At 62.9% G+C, this 16,336-nt stretch carries 16 protein-coding genes; 1 reads left to right on the forward strand and 15 read right to left on the reverse strand.

The genetic code is table 11. The features are described 5' to 3' along the window. Positions 1 to 14 precede the first annotated feature (14 nt). From RX328_RS37425 to RX328_RS37460, 8 genes are all read right to left on the reverse strand, one after another. A complete protein-coding gene (locus RX328_RS37425; RefSeq protein WP_213248249.1) occupies positions 15 to 209 on the reverse strand; it encodes a hypothetical protein in 195 nt (64 codons plus the stop codon). A gap of 232 nt (positions 210 to 441) precedes the next feature. Continuing rightward, the gene (locus RX328_RS37430) at positions 442 to 912 is read right to left on the reverse strand and encodes a GNAT family N-acetyltransferase (protein WP_213248247.1); all 471 of its coding nucleotides are present in this window, start codon (positions 910 to 912) and stop codon (positions 442 to 444) included. Between the two features lie 17 nt (positions 913 to 929). Further along, the gene (locus RX328_RS37435; protein ID WP_213248245.1) at positions 930 to 1,520 is read right to left on the reverse strand and encodes a glutathione S-transferase family protein; all 591 of its coding nucleotides are present in this window, start codon (positions 1,518 to 1,520) and stop codon (positions 930 to 932) included. Positions 1,521 to 1,602: 82 nt separating this feature from the next. Further along, positions 1,603 to 2,427 carry an outer membrane protein gene (locus RX328_RS37440; RefSeq protein WP_213248243.1) on the reverse strand — a complete coding sequence of 275 codons (825 nt, stop codon included), beginning with the start codon at positions 2,425 to 2,427 and terminating at the stop codon, positions 1,603 to 1,605. 201 nt (positions 2,428 to 2,628) lie between these two features. Continuing rightward, positions 2,629 to 3,456: an outer membrane protein gene (locus tag RX328_RS37445; RefSeq protein ID WP_213248241.1), complete on the reverse strand. Its 828-nt coding sequence runs from the start codon at positions 3,454 to 3,456 to the stop codon at positions 2,629 to 2,631. A 283-nt stretch (positions 3,457 to 3,739) separates the two neighbouring features. Beyond that, the gene (locus RX328_RS37450; RefSeq protein WP_213248239.1) at positions 3,740 to 4,999 is read right to left on the reverse strand and encodes an MFS transporter; all 1,260 of its coding nucleotides are present in this window, start codon (positions 4,997 to 4,999) and stop codon (positions 3,740 to 3,742) included. A 145-nt stretch (positions 5,000 to 5,144) separates the two neighbouring features. Beyond that, complete coding sequence (gene glmM, locus RX328_RS37455) at positions 5,145 to 6,491, reverse strand: phosphoglucosamine mutase (RefSeq protein ID WP_213248370.1); 1,347 nt, start codon at positions 6,489 to 6,491, stop codon at positions 5,145 to 5,147. A gap of 209 nt (positions 6,492 to 6,700) precedes the next feature. Then, positions 6,701 to 6,880 carry a hypothetical protein gene (locus RX328_RS37460; RefSeq protein ID WP_213248237.1) on the reverse strand — a complete coding sequence of 60 codons (180 nt, stop codon included), beginning with the start codon at positions 6,878 to 6,880 and terminating at the stop codon, positions 6,701 to 6,703. 111 nt (positions 6,881 to 6,991) lie between these two features. Between RX328_RS37460 and RX328_RS37465 the strand changes: the two genes are divergently transcribed. Continuing rightward, positions 6,992 to 8,128, forward strand: coding sequence for an alpha-hydroxy acid oxidase (locus RX328_RS37465; RefSeq protein WP_213248235.1), 1,137 nt, complete (start codon positions 6,992 to 6,994; stop codon positions 8,126 to 8,128). Between the two features lie 180 nt (positions 8,129 to 8,308). On the opposite strand, the gene RX328_RS37470 is transcribed toward RX328_RS37465, so the two are convergent. The 7 genes from RX328_RS37470 to RX328_RS37500 form a co-directional block, all read right to left on the reverse strand. Then, positions 8,309 to 8,908 carry a hypothetical protein gene (locus RX328_RS37470; RefSeq protein ID WP_409410740.1) on the reverse strand — a complete coding sequence of 200 codons (600 nt, stop codon included), beginning with the start codon at positions 8,906 to 8,908 and terminating at the stop codon, positions 8,309 to 8,311. 194 nt (positions 8,909 to 9,102) lie between these two features. After that, positions 9,103 to 9,681 (reverse strand): hypothetical protein, encoded by a 579-nt coding sequence (locus RX328_RS37475; protein ID WP_213248368.1) that lies wholly within the window; start codon positions 9,679 to 9,681, stop codon positions 9,103 to 9,105. 133 nt (positions 9,682 to 9,814) lie between these two features. Then, positions 9,815 to 10,654: a shikimate dehydrogenase gene (locus RX328_RS37480; RefSeq protein WP_409410739.1), complete on the reverse strand. Its 840-nt coding sequence runs from the start codon at positions 10,652 to 10,654 to the stop codon at positions 9,815 to 9,817. A 126-nt stretch (positions 10,655 to 10,780) separates the two neighbouring features. Then, positions 10,781 to 12,829: an elongation factor G gene (locus RX328_RS37485; protein WP_213248228.1), complete on the reverse strand. Its 2,049-nt coding sequence runs from the start codon at positions 12,827 to 12,829 to the stop codon at positions 10,781 to 10,783. A 256-nt stretch (positions 12,830 to 13,085) separates the two neighbouring features. After that, positions 13,086 to 13,568, reverse strand: coding sequence for a DUF992 domain-containing protein (locus RX328_RS37490; protein ID WP_213248226.1), 483 nt, complete (start codon positions 13,566 to 13,568; stop codon positions 13,086 to 13,088). 273 nt (positions 13,569 to 13,841) lie between these two features. Next, positions 13,842 to 14,357 carry a DUF992 domain-containing protein gene (locus RX328_RS37495; RefSeq protein WP_213248224.1) on the reverse strand — a complete coding sequence of 172 codons (516 nt, stop codon included), beginning with the start codon at positions 14,355 to 14,357 and terminating at the stop codon, positions 13,842 to 13,844. 226 nt (positions 14,358 to 14,583) lie between these two features. Further along, the gene (locus RX328_RS37500; protein WP_213248223.1) at positions 14,584 to 15,786 is read right to left on the reverse strand and encodes a pyridoxal phosphate-dependent aminotransferase; all 1,203 of its coding nucleotides are present in this window, start codon (positions 15,784 to 15,786) and stop codon (positions 14,584 to 14,586) included. Positions 15,787 to 16,336 lie beyond the last annotated feature (550 nt).

Genomic DNA, 16,336 nt, shown 5'->3' on the forward strand with positions numbered 1-16,336 from the left:
ATCGGGCCCGATCGTCAAGGAGCTTCGGGTGCTTCACGCTCGATTGATGGGTCCTCGTCCGCGCAGGGAGCCGGCTCCTGCTGCAGAAGCTCGGCGGCATCGGTGACCAGTTTGGCGGCCTCTCGCCGGCTCGAGACCTTCAAAATGCTGGTCTCCCCGGCCTGCACGACATATTCGCTTCCGATCCGAACAATCGAATATTTTTTCATTGGAAATCCCCAAGCTCCCCAAAGCCCCTTGGGAGACGCCGGCATAGCGGAGACGTTCCTGTCCGTAAAATCACAGACGCATGCGTAGTTTATCGGTTGTTAACCGGATCGCATAGTGACGACTACCTCAGGCATTGGTCGCAAGCGCGCTTCAACCGCGGTTGCCTGACCTTATTCTGACGCGTTTCTTTACGCGAACCGGATTCCACTTCGCTCGAAAACGCTATGGCTATCAAAATCGCAAGGTCATGCCGACATGGCTGCGCGCAAAACCCAAGCGCTCGTAGAACCGCTGCGCATCGACACGGGTGTGATGCGTCAGCAATTCGACCAGTTTGCATTCCCTCGCGCGCGCTTCTGCGACTGCCCATTGCACCATCTGCTCGCCGATGCCGCGGCTGCGGCAGTGGCTGGCGACGCGGACATCCTCGATCAGGCCGCGCGACGCGCCTTGCAAACTCAGCCCCGGCAGAATGCATAGCTGCAGGCAACCGACCACGGCGCCTTCGCCGTCCTCGGCGACGACGAGAAGGATGTTCGGGTCATGCTGCAGCCGTTCAAAGGCCGTGAAATAGGATTGCGGCAGCGGGTCTTCGATCCGCTCACGCGCACCGCCGAGCCGATCGTCCGCCAGCATGGCAATGATGGTGCCCACGTCCTCGCGGCGCGCGGGGCGGATGGCGACCTTCGCAATCTCAGTCATCATGCATTCCGGTGAAGTCAGCGCGCCGGCGGAAGCTTGAGGAATTTTTCGGTCTCGCCGATCCAGCGGCGCACCGCGGCGTAGCCGTCGAGATCGAAGCCGCCTTCATGCGCCACGCGGGTATAGGCCAATAGCGATATGTCGGCGAGCGTGACGGCGTCGCCGACCAGGAACGGCGTCAGCGCAAGCTGATGCTCCATCCGCGCCAGCGCCGCATAGCCGCGCTTGACCTTCTCAGGGTCGAGATCAGAGGCCGGCTTCTTCAGGTAGAACATCTGGAAGCGGCAGACGGCGATATAGGGCTCGTGGCTGTATTGCTCCCAGAACAGCCATTCATCCATCTTTCCTTCCGCGAATGCATCCTGCGGAATGAGACCAGAGCCGCGGGCGAGATAGCGGATGATGGCGTTGGATTGCGCCAGCGTGCGGCCGTCGTCGAGTTCGATCGTCGGCACCTGGCCGGCGCCGTTGAGCTTGAGAAACTCGGCCGTCCGCGTCTCGCCCTTGAGCGTATCCACCGCTATCCAGGTGTAGGGCAGCGCGAGATGGTCGCACACCCACTTCACCTTCAGACAATTGCCGGAATTGGTATCGCCGTAGATCTTCATGTGCCGCCCCTGTTAGGGCCGATAGTGCAACAGGTGGCGACAAATCTGTCAACGGCGCCGGACAGACGCCGCCGTGGCGGGATCAGAATTTGTAGCCGAGGCCGGCGCGGACCGTGTTGATGCTGGTGTCGACCGAAGAGGCAAAGCGCACGTATTCCCATTCCGCGCGCATGAACAGATTTGATATCAGCATTATTTCGGTGCCGAGACCGAACGAATAGCCGTAGATCAAGTGGCTATACTGGGCGTCGGTTGCGCTAACGTCGAACGGCACGTTATTGAAAGGCGGCGCGACGGCGGAATTGACCTGAGTTCCGAAAACACGGGCGGTGCGAATGATATCGGCCTGCCCGAGTGCGATGCCGGCAAACATATAAGGGAGGAACGAGCCATACGCATAGCCGCCGCGGACCCGAAGCGTTCCCATGTCGGAAATATTCATCCGCGCAGTCCCTTCATAGGTGGCGCCAACCGTGTACCCGGAAGGAAGCGTGAAGAACCGCGACATGCTGCCGGTCTGCGAGCCGCCGAACTTGCCGTGCGTGTAATTCAGTTCAACGCCTACGACGACGTCGGTCCACTGGAAGTTGTAGCCGACGAATCCGCCGAACCCCTCTCCGTGGGCCGAAACTTTCCCCATGATCGGCCACTCCGATATTCGCTGGACGCTCTCCATCTCCGTGCCGTCCAAGAGGCGCGCCGCGATGGTCCTCGTCGAATTCGCAAAATTCATGTTGGAAGTGCCATAGGCGGCATGTCCGCCGATGTAGCCGCCTTGCCAGTTCACTGTGCTGGTGCTCAGCCCCTCGGTGAAGCCGCCGCGGAGAAACGGCAGGTCCGGCATATCGGCGGCTCGCGCGCCCGTCACCGCTCCGCATAACATCGCCACCAGCAAGAATCGACGCATCGCAACGCTCCATCCGACACTCTGAACTTGGCGCTGATCATCGCCTGTTAACCTTAACCAATCGTTTTCGCGCCTTCCGATTGGCGCAATCTTGCCGAAAAACGGACCAACATTTTTTCGGCTGATCGCCGACGCCAAAAAGCAGACGGCGCGGGAAGTGCCCCGCGCCGTCCGGCAATCGTTAACGAATGGAAGTCGCCATTAACCTTTGCGGATCAGCGGCGGCGGCGCGTAGACCTGCGGGCTGGTCAGATCCCAGCGTACACCGAGCTTCAGGTCGTGCGAGGTGATGTTCTTGAAGGTGGTCGGGTTGTTGATGTTGTTGGTGCCGTCGAAGGTGCGGAGGTCGCCGGTCAGGCCGTCGCCCATGTCGAGATAGCGATAGGCGAGTTCGACGGTAAAATTCGGCGTGACTTTGTAGGCGAGACCAGCATGCGCGGCCCAGGCGAAATTCCACTTCGCGACGTTGTCGCCGAAGGCGAGACTCGGTGATGTGACGCCAGCAAAATTGGTAATGCCTTGATCGGTGAAGTTCGCAATCGAAACCCGCGCGCCGCCAACACCGGCGCCGATGAACGGGGTGACGCACCACCACGTGCCGAGATCGACATAGGCGTTGCCAAGAACCACCCATTCTGACTTGGTGGCGTGATAGGTATCGGTGCCGAAGCCGCCCGGAAAGGTGATGACGTCTTTGCCGAAGAATTGCGAATTGCCGCGATATTCACCGGTCACGTCAGCGCGGAACCAGTTGTTGACCTTGTAACCGACGCCGAGGCCGAAAATGCCGGCGGTGCCGAAGCTGTTCGTCTGCACCGACGAAGTGGTGGTGGCATCGAGCGCGTTGTTCAGACGATCGACGCGCTGGTTGCTGAAACCGATATCGCCGCGCAGATACCAACCGCCGAAATCCTCGACCACCGGGGCCGCAGCATAGGGCGGCGGCGCAATCGCCATGTCGGCAGCAAACGCCGCCTGGGACAACAAAGTGGCCGCACCGGCGGCAATGAAAGACTTAACGCTACGCATGGGCTTCGTCCTTTTGTCCGGTGAGGCTGACTCCAAAGGGCCCCACTTCAAAAACTCACGGACGGACGATGGCATCAAAAGCTTAAGCGGCGCTTAACCCTAATTTTTAAGGTTGACAATCTCTGACTATCTTTCTTGGCCGCTGCTTGCGACGCATGAGTCGATGTTTCAGCAGCGCAGAAAACAGCGGAAGCCGACACACATCCTAACGATGTATTTAGAAAGCTCGCCGTCGCAGCGTTAAGATTTTGTTGACGCGAGCGATCGGCAACGCTGCGCACGCCTAGCGCGTGGGTCTCGGCATCTTCGGCAGGAACACCGCGAGCAGCCCGAGCGCCGGCAGGAATGCGCAGAGGTGGTAGACGAAGGCGATGCCGGTGTGATCGGCGAGCTTGCCGAGCACCGCGGCGCCAAGGCCGCCGATGCCGAATGCAACGCCGAAGAACACGCCGGAGATCATCCCGAAACGATGCGGCATCAGCTCCTGCGCGAACACGATGATCGACGACGTCGCCGACGAGATGATGAGACCGATGAACACCGTCAGCACCGCGCTCGCAAAGAGGCCGGCATAGGGCAGCGCCAGCGTGAACGGCAGCGCGCCGAGGATCGAGTACCAGATGACGTATCTGCGCCCGAAGCGATCGCCGAGCGGCCCGCCGAAAAATGCACCCGCCGCATTGGCGGCAAGAAACAGGAAGAGATAGAGCTGGGCTGCCTGCGTCGACACCTGAAACTTTTCGATCAGATAGAAGATGTAGTAGCTCGACAGGCTCGACACGTAGAGCTGCTTCGAGAACAACAGCGCAACCAGCACCGCAAGCGCGATTCTGACGCGCCGGGAATCCGGCAGGTCCGGATGACGTTCTACCGCCGCCGCTTTCTTTGTCGTGATCTGCGGCTTGTACCAAACGCCGATCCGCCACAGGATCACGATCGCCAAAAACGCGATCGACGAAAACCAGGCGATCGAAGGCTGGCCGAACGGCACCACAATCAGCGCCGCCAGCACCGGCCCCATCGACGTGCCGAAACTGCCGCCGAGCTGAAACACCGATTGCGCGAAGCCGTAGCGTCCGCCGGAAGACAGGCGCGCGATCCGCGCCGACTCCGGGTGAAACACCGCAGAGCCAAGCCCGACCAGCGCCGCTGCGATCAGGATGATCGGATAGAGATGCGCGACGCTGAGCAGCAGCAAGCCGAAGAACGTAAAGCCCATGCCGATCGCGAGCGAGAACGGCTGCGCCTTCTCGTCGGTGAAATGTCCAACCACGGGCTGCAGTAGCGACGCGGTGAACTGAAATGCCAGCGTGATCATGCCGATCTGCGCGTAGTCGAGCGCATAGGCGTCCTTCAGGATCGGATAGACCGAGGCAATCAACGACTGCATGGTGTCGTTGAGGAAGTGCGAGAAGCTGATGCCGGCGAGCACGATATAGGCCGGCCCTGCCACGGCCGCTTTCGCAGCGAGCCCCGGCGCGGCGTCCGACACGACAACCGGCGCGGTCGCGGTTTCCTCAGTTACGATGACGGGCTTATTCAACGGCGCATTCCCGAAAAGGATTCGCTGACGCAATGCTGCCTTTTACGTCGCACGCCCGGTTGCAACCAGCAGCAATAGCCGATAGCTGCGATGCGCTTCCGCGCACCGCCGATCAGCGATCACGCATCATTCAGATAAAGCCCGCTTATGCCGCCGCAGCGTGGCCGAGCGCGTTGACGATCTGGTCGACGACTTCCTCGACCAGGAGGCGGTCGTCGCCCTCGCCCATCACGCGGATCACAGGCTCGGTGCCGGACGAACGCACCAGCAGCCGGCCGTGGCCATTGAGGCGATTCTCGCCGTCCATGATCGCCGATTTCACCTCGGCGTGGTCGAGCGGCTTGCCGGAGCGATAGCGTACGTTCTTCAGGATCTGCGGCAGCGGGTCGAAGCGATGGCAGACCTCCGACACCGGGCGGCGAAGCTTTTGCACCACGGCCAGCACCTGCAACGCGGCGACGAAGCCGTCACCGGTCGTCGCGTAGTCGGAGAGGATGATATGGCCCGAGGGCTCGCCGCCGAGATTGTAGCCCTGCGCGAGCATCTGCTCGAGCACGTAGCGGTCGCCGACCGGCGTACGCACCATGCCGAGCCCTTGCCCTTCAAGGAAGCGCTCGAGCCCGAGGTTGGACATGACGGTGGTGACGATGCCTGGCTTGGCGAGACGGCCCTCTTCGTTCCAGCTCTGCGCGATCACCGCGAGCAACTGGTCGCCGTCGACCACATGGCCACGCTCATCGACCAGGATGACGCGATCGGCATCGCCATCAAGCGCGATGCCGATATCGGCGCGCATCTCGCGCACCTTCTTGGCAAGCGCCTCCGGCGAGGTCGAACCGCATTCCTTGTTGATATTGAAACCGTCAGGATCGACGCCTATCGCGATGACGTCGGCGCCCAATTCCCACAGCGCTTCCGGCACCACCTTGTAGGCCGCGCCGTGCGCACAATCGATCACGACGCGCAGGCCGTCGAGCGAGAGTTCGCGCGGCAGCGTGCGTTTGGCGAATTCGATATAGCGGTCGTGGACGCCGTCGATGCGGCGGGCGCGCCCGAGGCTGGCGCTCTGCGCCAAGCGACGGTCGATCGGCTCGTCGAGCAATTGCTCGATCTGCCTCTCGACGTCGTCGGACAGTTTGAAGCCCTGCGGACCGAACAGCTTGATGCCGTTGTCCTCGAACAGATTGTGCGACGCTGAAATCATCACGCCGAGATCGGCGCGCATCGACTTAGTCAGCATCGCAACCGCCGGCGTCGGCATCGGGCCGAGCAGCAGCACGTCCATGCCGACCGAGGTAAAGCCGGCCACCATGGCGTATTCGATCATGTAGCCGGAGAGACGCGTATCCTTGCCGATGACGACGCGGTGGCGGTGATCGCCACGCTGAAACACCAGGCCGGCCGCCTGCCCCACCTTGAGCGCGAGCTCTGGCGTGATCAAACCATTGGCGCGGCCCCGAATTCCGTCGGTACCGAAATATTTGCGGCTCATGTGACCCCCAGCCATTCTGGGTCTTCAGGCCATCACGGCCACGAATCCCCGAACGCCTCCATCGTAGCGTGCTGGGGGTTATAATCCTTCGCCCGCTAAAATGGCTTCAAAAAATATGATGAATCATTACGACCATTGGCGTCATAACGCAATATAACCAATTGTTATATCTGGATATTCGCGCCCGGCAGCCGATCGGCCCTGCCGGCTCAGCCGCTCCGCTTGACGTGCTGGTCGCCCTTCGAGGGTGGCGGCTGGGTGACATTGACCGGATCGGATGCCGGAAAGGTCTCTTCAAGACCCTCTTCCAGGGCATCGTCGAGCCGGCGCTTTTCCTCGCGATCGGCCGGGCCGGGCTCGGCGGGGGCGGCTTTGCGCGGTCTCGTCATGGGATGTCCTCCCGGTCGAAAATGGCGCCCAAGCGATGCGATTTGGCAGGCCATCCAACCATGCTAGATGACGGCGCAGCGAGGAAGTTCAAGAAGGGGCCGGGACGTCCAATGAAGCACATCACCTGCATTGAGGATCTGCGCCAATTGCACAAGCGCAGGGTTCCCAAGGCCTTTTTCGATTATGTCGACCGAGGCTCCTACACCGAGGACACGCTGCGGGCCAATTCCGAGGACCTGCGGCAGATCAAGTTCCGCCAGCGCATCCTGGTCGATGTCTCCAAGCGCGATCTGTCCGCGACGGTCCTCGGCGAACCCGCCGCGATGCCTTTGATCCTGGCGCCGGTCGGCCTGCTCGGCATGCAGCATGGCGACGGCGAGATTCACGCCTGCCGCGCCGCGCAGGCCGCAGGCATTCCCTTCACCCAGAGCACGATGTCGATCTGCTCGATCGAGGATATCGCAGCTAGCGTCGACAAGCCGTTCTGGTTCCAGCTCTACGTGATGAAGGATCGCGGCTTCATCAAATCGCTGGTCGAGCGCGCCATTGCGGCGAAATGCTCGGCGCTGGTATTGACCGTCGATTTGCAGGTGATCGGCCAGCGCCATCAGGACATCAAGAACGGCATGACGGTGCCGCCGGAATGGTCGCTCTCGAAGCTGATCGATTTTGCGAGCAAGCCCTCATGGGTCGCCGGCGTCCTTCGCGGCAAGCGCCGAACCTTCGGCAACATCGTCGGCCACGTCAAAGGTACCGAGGATCTCACCAAGCTCTCGGAATGGACCGCGTCGCAGTTCGATACGTCGCTGAACTGGAAGGACATCGACTGGATTCGCTCGATCTGGCCGGGCAAGCTGATCCTCAAAGGCATTCTCGACGTCGAGGACGCCGAGATCGCGGCGAAGACCGGCGCGCAGGCGATCGTGGTTTCCAATCATGGAGGCCGCCAGCTCGACGGCGCGCCGTCCACGATCGAGGTGCTGCCCGAAATCGTCGATACCGTCGGCTCGAAGATCGAGATCATGTTCGACGGCGGCATCCGCTCCGGCCAGGACGTGATGCGCGCGCTCGCACTCGGCGCCAAATCCTGCATGATCGGCCGCGCCTATGCCTATGGCCTAGGGGCCGGCGGCGAAGCCGGCGTTGCCAAGGCGCTCGACATCATCGGCAAGGAAATGCTCACGACGATGGGGCTGTGTGGCGTCAACACGATTGCCGAGATCGACGATCGCGTGCTGGCGGTTTAGATCTAGCTTGCTTACTTCCCTTCTCCCCTTGTGGGAGAAGGTGGCGGACACAGTCCGCCGGATGAGGGGTTCTCTCCGCGGAGAGAACCCCTCACCCGTCTCAATCGCGCTTTTCGCGCGATTGATACACCCTCTCCCACAAGGGGAGAGGGTGTAAGAGGCGACGCCGCCAGAACTAACTCACATCGGCGGTGTGATTCCGTCGCGGCCGACATTGACGCGCGATGCTTCCAGCGTGCCGTCGTCCTTCTTCACCGCGCTGAAGATAATCACTTTCGCGCCCGGCTTCAGCTCGGACTTGTCGCCGGCGACGAAGGTGACGACAGGCGTACCCGGCGGCACCACGACTTTCTTTTCACCGTCCTTGTATTTGACCAGGATGTTCTGGCCGTCGGTGCCCTTCACGGTCTGGGCGACGGTGGCGTTGGTCATGGTCGAGTTCGGGCGCTGGTCCCAGGGCCGGAAGCCTTCGGCCGCGCCGCGCTGGTTCTCCGGGAAGATATGCACCGCGACTGCCTTCTGGGTGCCGTCCGGCTCCGGCATGCCGGTGACGCCGATATAGGAGCCTTCCTTGATTTCCGACAGTTCGGTCTTGGCAACGCCGAACACCGCGACATTGTCGGTGACACGCACCTTCATGTCGGTGCCCTCGCGCGACTTGATCGACAGCATGGGCCCGTCGACCGCCTCGATGGTACCGCGAATGCGAACCGTCGGCGGCTGTTGTGCCGAGGCCTCCGTCGCAACCAAAGCGGCAAGGCCCAGCGAGGCCACTAGCATCCATGGCCATGAAGATGATTTCAGCATGGTATTCCTCCCTAGATGTATTGGCGCCCAACTCAACGCAAACACCGCACGGGAGGTAGCTATTCCATGGCGCGGGTTGTTCACTTTCCTTCTCTCCTTGTGGGAGAAGGTGGCGATAGGCGGACTTATGCCGCCTAATGCCTCTCCCGCAAGGGGAGAGGGGAAAATCACATCGGCGGGGTCAGCCCGTCGCGGCCGACGCTGACGCGGCTGGTCTCGAGCGAGCCATCCGGCAGCTTCTTCGAGAAGGCGATCACCTTGGCGCCTACCTTGAGGTCGGACTTGCCGGCAGGAACGTAGGTCACGACCGGCGTCTCCGGAGAGACCACGACTTTCTTCTCGCCGCCTTTGTATTTGACCGTCAGGGTATGGCCGTCATTGCCGACCACGGACTCCGCGACCGTCGCGTTGGTCATCGTGGAGTTCGGACGCAGATCATAGGGCCGCGAGCCCTCGCCGGTGCCGCGCATCGCGTCCGGAAATACATGTACCTCCACCGCGTTCTGGCTGCCGTCGGGCCCCGGCACCGTGGTGGTGCCGATGAAGGATCCAACCTTGATATCGGACAGAGAAATCTTACTGATCCCAATGACGTTGACGTCGCCGGTCATGTGCAGCCTGACGTCCTCGCCGCCGCGGGACTTCACGGCAAGCACGTCACCATCGACGGCTTCGATGGTGCCGCGAACGCGCGTCGGCGTCGGTGGTTGCTGGGCAATCGCGTAAAGCGTGGAGCCCGCCACCATCGCGACGGCGACAAGCGGGCGAACGAGCTGAAAATGACGGACGGGCATGCTGGGGTCTCCAATGGCAGCACTGACGTAGCCATTGACCCCGGCTTTTCAAAAAAATTCCGACTCAAGATCCGCGATCGGCCGATCATGTATTCGTGAGATCGGCTTCGACCAACGCGCGAAGCTCCGGCGTCACCTCGGGACGCCGCCCGAACCACAGTTCGAATCCCCGCACCGCCTGATGCAAGAGCATGCCGAGCCCGTCGGCGGTCTTCAGCCCGCGGGCGCGCACGGCGGCCAGCAACGGCGTGTCGAGCGGCACATAAACGAGATCGGCGACGACGGCGCGTGACGGCAGCCGGCCGATATCGAGCTCGAGCGGCGGCTGGCCCTTCATGCCGAGCGAGGTCGTATTCACCAGAAGCCCGGCACGCGGCAGGAGATCGCCGAGCGCATCCCACGCCACAGGCAAGACGCTTGGGCCGAACTGATCCGCCAACGCGCTCGCGCGCGCCATGGTGCGATTGACGAGATGAATGCGCTTGATGCCGCGTTCGCGCAGTCCAAACACGACGGCGCGCGACGAACCGCCGGCGCCCAGCACCAGCGCATCCTCCGCTTGGTCCCAGCCGCTGGCGCAGGCGTCGAGATTGTTGATAAACCCTTCGACGTCGGTATTGGTCGAGCACAATTCGCCGTCTGCGAACCACAGCGTATTGGCGGCGCCGACCGCGCGGGCGCGCTCGTCCGGTTTCGACAACGCAAGCGCGCGCTCCTTGTGAGGAATGGTGACGTTGGCGCCGACAAAGCCGCGCAGCGACAGCCGGAAGACGAAATCCTGAAACTCGTCGGGCGGCACCGCCTCGATGACGTAGCCGCCCTCGATGCCCAGCGTCCGCAGCCAGTAATGATGGATCAACGGTGAACGCGAATGCGCGGCCGGCCATCCGATCAGGCAGGCGGCGGGGGGTTTAGGCACGGCAATAGCCTCCTCCAAAGACGTCGATGGCCGGGATAAACCCGGCCACGATTATCAATTTATCTTCCGCTGAAATGAGTCAAGCCGCGCGCCCGCCGCCGCAGACGGAGCTGCGGCGGCCAGGCCGGCCAGCTACGCCGCGACGCGATGCGCGGCGATGATCTGGTCGGCGGCGCGGCCGGTGACCTCGGCCATGCGGTCGAATTGGCGGGTGAAACCGCCGGCGCCGGCGGTGGCCGAGCGCAACTCCACGATCAGATCGCCGATCTCCGCTTCCGGCATGGTGGCGCGGACGCAGTCCCATCCCGGCCAGCCCTCGCGGGTGTCGAAGCCGAGAATCTGGCCGCGTCGCGCCGACAGGATCGCGTTGATCTTCGCCGTCGCTTCCGTCGGGCAGACGATCTCCACCATGTGGATCGGCTCCAGCAGCACCGGCTGGCACTGCGGCAGCGCCTCGGTCATGCCGATTCGCGCCGCGGTGCGGAACGCGAGATCGGACGAGTCGACGCTGTGATAGGAGCCGTCGATGAGCGTGACTTCAACATCGATGACGGGAAAACCGAGCGGACCCTTGGCGAGGCCGTCGACCACGCCCTCTTCCACCGCGCCGATATAGTTTTTCGGCACCGCGCCGCCGACCACCTTTTCGTGGAACTCGAAGCCTGAGCCGCGCGGCAGCGGCTTGATTTCCAGCACCACGTCGCCGAACTGGCCATGGCCGCCGGATTGCTTCTTGTGGCGGCCGCGCTGGGTGATCGGTTTGCGGATGGTCTCCTGATAGCCGATCGCCGGCGGCTGCGATTTGACGTTAACGCCGAAGCGGTCGCGCAGCCGCTCGAGCGCGACGCGCAGATGCATCTCGCCCTGCCCCCACAACACGATGTCGTGGGTGCGCTGGTTCTGGATCATCGTCAGCGACGGATCCTCCTCGTTCAGCCTCAGCAGCGCTTGACCCAGCTTGACATCGTCCTTGCGATCGGCCGCCGAGACGGACATCGCGAGCACCGGCGGTACCGGCGTCACCTGCACCAGCGCCGGCGGCGCGGTCTTGCCGCCGGACAGCGTGTCTCCGGTCTTGATGGCGTCGAGCTTGCCGAGGGCGACGGTGTCGCCGGCCTCGGCCGAAGGCCGCTTGGTATCGTACGCGCCGTTGACGGCGAGAATGCCGGACACGCGCCCGGATTCGCCGGAGGAGGATTGCAGCGTGGCGCCGTCGTCGAGATGGCCGGCAAGCAGCCGCACCAGCGACAGCTTGCCGCCGTGCTGCAGGTGCAGCGTCTTGAACACATAAGCCAACGCTTCCTTTTGCGACGGCGCACCGAGGCGTTTCGCCGTCTCGACGACGCCGGGCGATTCGTGACGCAGCGCCTTCATCAGCCGCAACACGCCGTTTTCACGGCTCGCGGCGCCCAGCAGCACCGGGCAGATCAGCCCTTCGCGCAATTCGCGGGCGAGATCGTCGAACACCGCGTCGCGCGGCGGCTGGATGTCCTCCAGCAACTGCTCCATCAGCGCGTCGTCATGATCGGCGAGCTTTTCCAGCATCGAGAAGCGCGCTTCCTTCTCGCGGTCGAGATCGCCGCCTTCCAGCGCAATCACTTCGGAGGGCTTGTGCTCGCGATAGACGAATGCGCGCTCGAGTGCGAGATCGACAAAGCCTTCGATCAGCTCGCCGTTCCAGATCGGAATCTGCCGCAGCACCAGCGGCACGCGCGAGGCCGGCTGCAGGGTCGCCAGCGTTTCGCGGATGCGCTTGTTGGCGCGGTCGATCTTGTTCAAAAACAGAAAACGCGGAATGCCGAGATCTTCCAGCTCGCGCAGGATGATCTGCAGTTGCGGCAGCTTCTTCTCGTCCGCCTCGCAGACCACGACCGCGGCATCGACCGCGGGCAACGCGGCGCGCATGTCATGCGCGAACTCGACCGAGCCGGGACAATCGATAAAGGTGTAACTATCGCCCATGAAGGTGGTGGTCGCGGCGCTCAGGCCCACGCCCATCTTGTGATTGCGCGCTTCGGGGCTGGCATCGCCGACGGAAGTTCCAGCATCGACGCTGCCGGCACTTTTAATGGCGCCCGTTCGCGCCAGTATGGCTTCTAGAAGTGTGGTTTTACCGCTCTGGAAAGGGCCCACCAGCGCAATGCACCGTGGACCGCGGGGACTTCTGACGTCTTGTCCCATTGCCGCCTCCCGTTTTGGAGCTCGGCCCGTGATTGGGTCGGCGGGACTGATGCTCCGCCTGTCCCGTGATTTTGGCAAGCAGGAAAACGTCGCTGCGCTGCGATGTGATGGCAAAGGCGCTTGGGGTATGGTCATTGCGAGGAGCGTCAGCGACGAAGCAATCCACCAATCCCCGCGTGGAGGGGTGGATTGCTTCGCGGAGCCGGTCATCGGACGCGCATTCGCGCGACCGGCTCGCAGTGGCGGAAAGTTCTAGTTACCTACCCGGCCGGAGTTCCAGGCTTTCCAATCCGGCAGCAATGCTGACGCCAACCTGGCCTTGTACGCTGAGCGGCTGCAGCGCGATCGAGTTCGCCGAGCCGCCGACCAGCACGTTGCCGCCGACGCCGACGCCAAACGTCGCGCTGCCTTGCGCGCCGACATAATCGCCGGAAAGGCCGCCCGGCCCGAGCCGCGCGACAGGCGCAAATACACCCCAGGCCAACGCCGATTCCTGGGTGATGCCGAGATCGAGCCCGACCTTGCGGATGGTGGCGACGTAGCGATCTTCCGGCATGCCCTCGGCGCGCAGCACGCAGCCGAGATGGGTCACGGAACCGACGATGAAGCCGACGCTGGCGCCGCCGCGGCACTCCAGCACGCCGACCTGCACGCGCTGCGCCTGCTGCGCATTGGCGCCGTCGATGGATGAAGCCAATATGGAGAGTGCGGCAGCGGCAAGGATGAGGGAACGACGCATGAAGTAATCTCCGGCTGAAAACTGTGATGCGAGCAGAGAAGAAAATCAGCGCCGTGCCCGCAGCGTTCACCGTTCTATGCCACAGCACTACGGCCCGTGCCAGATTCACTACCGCAGTCATTCCGGGGCGCGCAAGGCGCGAACTATGGTGCGCAATTGCGCACCTGAGAATCTCGAGATTCCGGGTCTGGTCCTTCGGACCATCCCGGAATGACGGATCCAACTCAACAAAAAAGGCCCGCTTGCGCGGGCCCTTTCACTAGCACCTATCCGTCAACCGCGGCGGTGATGCCGGCGATGGTGATGCCGACGGGGGCCGAACTGCACCGCCTGCAGCTCGAGGCCGGCGATACCGGCGGCGACGTTCAATCCGGTCTGTCCCTGCAGGCTGATCGGCTGCAGGGCGTAGGCATTCGCCGGACCGCCTACCAGGAAGTTGCCGCCGCCGCCAACGCCGATCGATGCGTTGGCGCCGACGCCGCCGTAAGTGCCGGCGAGTTCGCCGCGCCCGAGCCGGCTGTTCGGCGCGTTGACGGCCCAGGACAACTGGGTCTGTTCGGTGACGCCGAGATCGAGACCAATACGCTGCACCTTGGCGAGGTAGGGCTCAGGCCGGCGGCCTTCGCTGCGGAACACACATTCGAGGCTCGTCACCGAGCCGACCACGAAGCCGACATTCTGGCCGCCCTGGCATTGCAGAATACCGGCGCGAACCGGCGGTGCCGCGTTGGCGCTTGCGATCGGCGCGATCAGTGCCGCCGTGGCGAGTGTCAATGTCAGGAGTCGCATGTGTCCCAGTCTCCGCATGTTGATGAACAAATTTAGCGGAGCGGACAGGATGGAAGCGCAGTGTCGAAAACATGGCGCTTGATCGAGAAGCCGTCAAAACATTGCGTTCTCATTCACGCGCGATGTGATTTGACGGCCGTCCTTTTGACGCGATTGCTGGTGCGAACCGCAACCCGTCCCGCATCAACTGCGGAACGGGCTTGTGCTGCTGCTGTGAAAACGCTTCTTATCGCAAATTGCCGCAGAAGCGCTGGATGCGCTTGCAGGCATCTTCGAGATCGGAGGTTTTGGTCGCGTAGGAGATGCGGAACGCCGGGCCCAATCCGAACGCGGAACCCTGCACGACGGCGACGCCTTCGCTCTCGAGGAGCTCGGTAACAAAATCCTCGTCATTGGCAATCACCTTGCCGGACGGCGAGGTCTTGCCAATGGTGCCGGCGCAGGACGGATAGACGTAGAACGCGCCCTCGGGCCGCGGGCATTCGATGCCCTTGGCCTGATTCAGCATCGAGACCACGAGGTCGCGGCGCTCCTTGAACATCTTGTTATGTACCGGGATGAAATCCTGCGGACCGTTCAACGCTTCGACGGAGGCCCACTGCGCGATCGACGATGGGTTCGAGGTCGACTGCGACTGGATCGTCGCCATCGCCTTGATCAGGTCGGCCGGGCCGCCGGCGTAACCGATGCGCCAGCCGGTCATGCAATAGGCTTTCGACACGCCGTTCACCGTCAGCGTGCGCTCGTAGAGCTTCGGCTCGACCTGCGCAGGCGTCGCGAACTGGAAGTCGTCATAGACCAGGTGCTCGTACATGTCGTCGGTCATCACCCAGACATGCGGATGCTTCACCAGTACGTCGGTGATCGCCTTGAGTTCGGCGCGGGTGTACGCGGCACCGGTCGGGTTCGACGGCGAGCACAGGATGATCCATTTGGTCTTCGGCGTGATCGCCTTTTCCAGATCCTCGGGCCGCAGCTTGAAGCCGCTCGATGCCGGGCACACGACGGGGACCGACTCGCCGCCGGCCAGCGCCACCATTTCCGGATAGCTGACCCAGTACGGCGCCGGGATGATCACCTCGTCGCCGGGATTGAGGGTTGCCATCAGTGCATTGTAGAGCACCTGCTTGCCGCCGGTGCCGACGATGATCTGGTTCGGCTTGTAGGTCAGGCCGTTCTCGCGCTGGAATTTGCCGATGATGGCTTCCTTCAACTCGGGAATGCCGCCGACGTCGGTGTACTTGGTCTTGCCGGCCTCGATGGCGCGGATCGCCGCCAGCTTGATGTTGGCGGGCGTGTCGAAGTCCGGTTCGCCGGCGCCGAGGCCGATGACGTTGCGTCCCGCCGCTTTCAGCGCGCGCGCTTTATCCGTGACCGCGATCGTCGCGGACGGCTTCACACGGGCGAGCGCAGCGGACAGGAAGGGCATCATGATCTCCTGGCAAACGTCGTGAGTTCTGAAATTCACGACTCTTTTTGATGGGAACGCCGCACCCTAAGGCGCGGCGCGTTGCATCGCAAGAAGCTTGGCCGGATGCCGGTCAAACTTTGGGGAACGCCGAGCAGCCTCGGTACGATCGGAGCAATGCCGGCGCAATATTCGTAAAGTTCCGCGGCGAAAAGACTCATATCTGGCAAGCCGTTCCGGTATCTGGCAAGCCGTTTCCGGCAGACCGCACCGGGCTCTAACAGGTGCGCGCGACTCAACGGTAAGGTGTCTCGTCGCGAGTCGCATCCGACCTCCGGTCATGCCCCGCGCACACGTTACCTTCGGACGTATGCTGGCTACCGTTCCCGATCCTGGGTCCTGCCTCTGCGCCGCGTCACTTGCGTGCCGCGCCGCGTCCGGGACACGTAAGGTTTTGGGTCAACGACTGGTCTCCGTTCCCCGGGGACGCAGCACGCAGCGGTGCGCTGCAGAGCCGGGGCCGACGCGCTGGCTGGATCCCGACACCCACACATCACCCGAGGCGGGACGC

It is taken from the genome of Bradyrhizobium sp. sBnM-33, from assembly GCF_032917945.1.
Taxonomy (GTDB): Bacteria; Pseudomonadota; Alphaproteobacteria; order Rhizobiales; family Xanthobacteraceae; genus Bradyrhizobium.

Excerpts from the sequence above, each read along its gene's own strand:
- RX328_RS37495 (WP_213248224.1), bottom strand. The coding sequence starts at position 14,357 with ATGCGACTCCTGACATTGACACTCGCCACGGCGGCACTGATCGCGCCG.
- RX328_RS37445 (WP_213248241.1), bottom strand. The coding sequence starts at position 3,456 with ATGCGTAGCGTTAAGTCTTTCATTGCCGCCGGTGCGGCCACTTTGTTG.
- RX328_RS37440 (WP_213248243.1), bottom strand. The coding sequence starts at position 2,427 with ATGCGTCGATTCTTGCTGGTGGCGATGTTATGCGGAGCGGTGACGGGC.
- RX328_RS37425 (WP_213248249.1), bottom strand. The coding sequence starts at position 209 with ATGAAAAAATATTCGATTGTTCGGATCGGAAGCGAATATGTCGTGCAG.
- RX328_RS37485 (WP_213248228.1), bottom strand. The coding sequence starts at position 12,829 with ATGGGACAAGACGTCAGAAGTCCCCGCGGTCCACGGTGCATTGCGCTG.
- RX328_RS37500 (WP_213248223.1), bottom strand. The coding sequence starts at position 15,786 with ATGCCCTTCCTGTCCGCTGCGCTCGCCCGTGTGAAGCCGTCCGCGACG.
- RX328_RS37475 (WP_213248368.1), bottom strand. The coding sequence starts at position 9,681 with ATGGTGGCGGGCTCCACGCTTTACGCGATTGCCCAGCAACCACCGACG.
- RX328_RS37470 (WP_409410740.1), bottom strand. The coding sequence starts at position 8,908 with ATGCTAGTGGCCTCGCTGGGCCTTGCCGCTTTGGTTGCGACGGAGGCC.
- RX328_RS37435 (WP_213248245.1), bottom strand. The coding sequence starts at position 1,520 with ATGAAGATCTACGGCGATACCAATTCCGGCAATTGTCTGAAGGTGAAG.
- glmM (WP_213248370.1), bottom strand. The coding sequence starts at position 6,491 with ATGAGCCGCAAATATTTCGGTACCGACGGAATTCGGGGCCGCGCCAAT.
- RX328_RS37490 (WP_213248226.1), bottom strand. The coding sequence starts at position 13,568 with ATGCGTCGTTCCCTCATCCTTGCCGCTGCCGCACTCTCCATATTGGCT.
- RX328_RS37430 (WP_213248247.1), bottom strand. The coding sequence starts at position 912 with ATGACTGAGATTGCGAAGGTCGCCATCCGCCCCGCGCGCCGCGAGGAC.
- RX328_RS37460 (WP_213248237.1), bottom strand. The coding sequence starts at position 6,880 with ATGACGAGACCGCGCAAAGCCGCCCCCGCCGAGCCCGGCCCGGCCGAT.
- RX328_RS37465 (WP_213248235.1), top strand. The coding sequence starts at position 6,992 with ATGAAGCACATCACCTGCATTGAGGATCTGCGCCAATTGCACAAGCGC.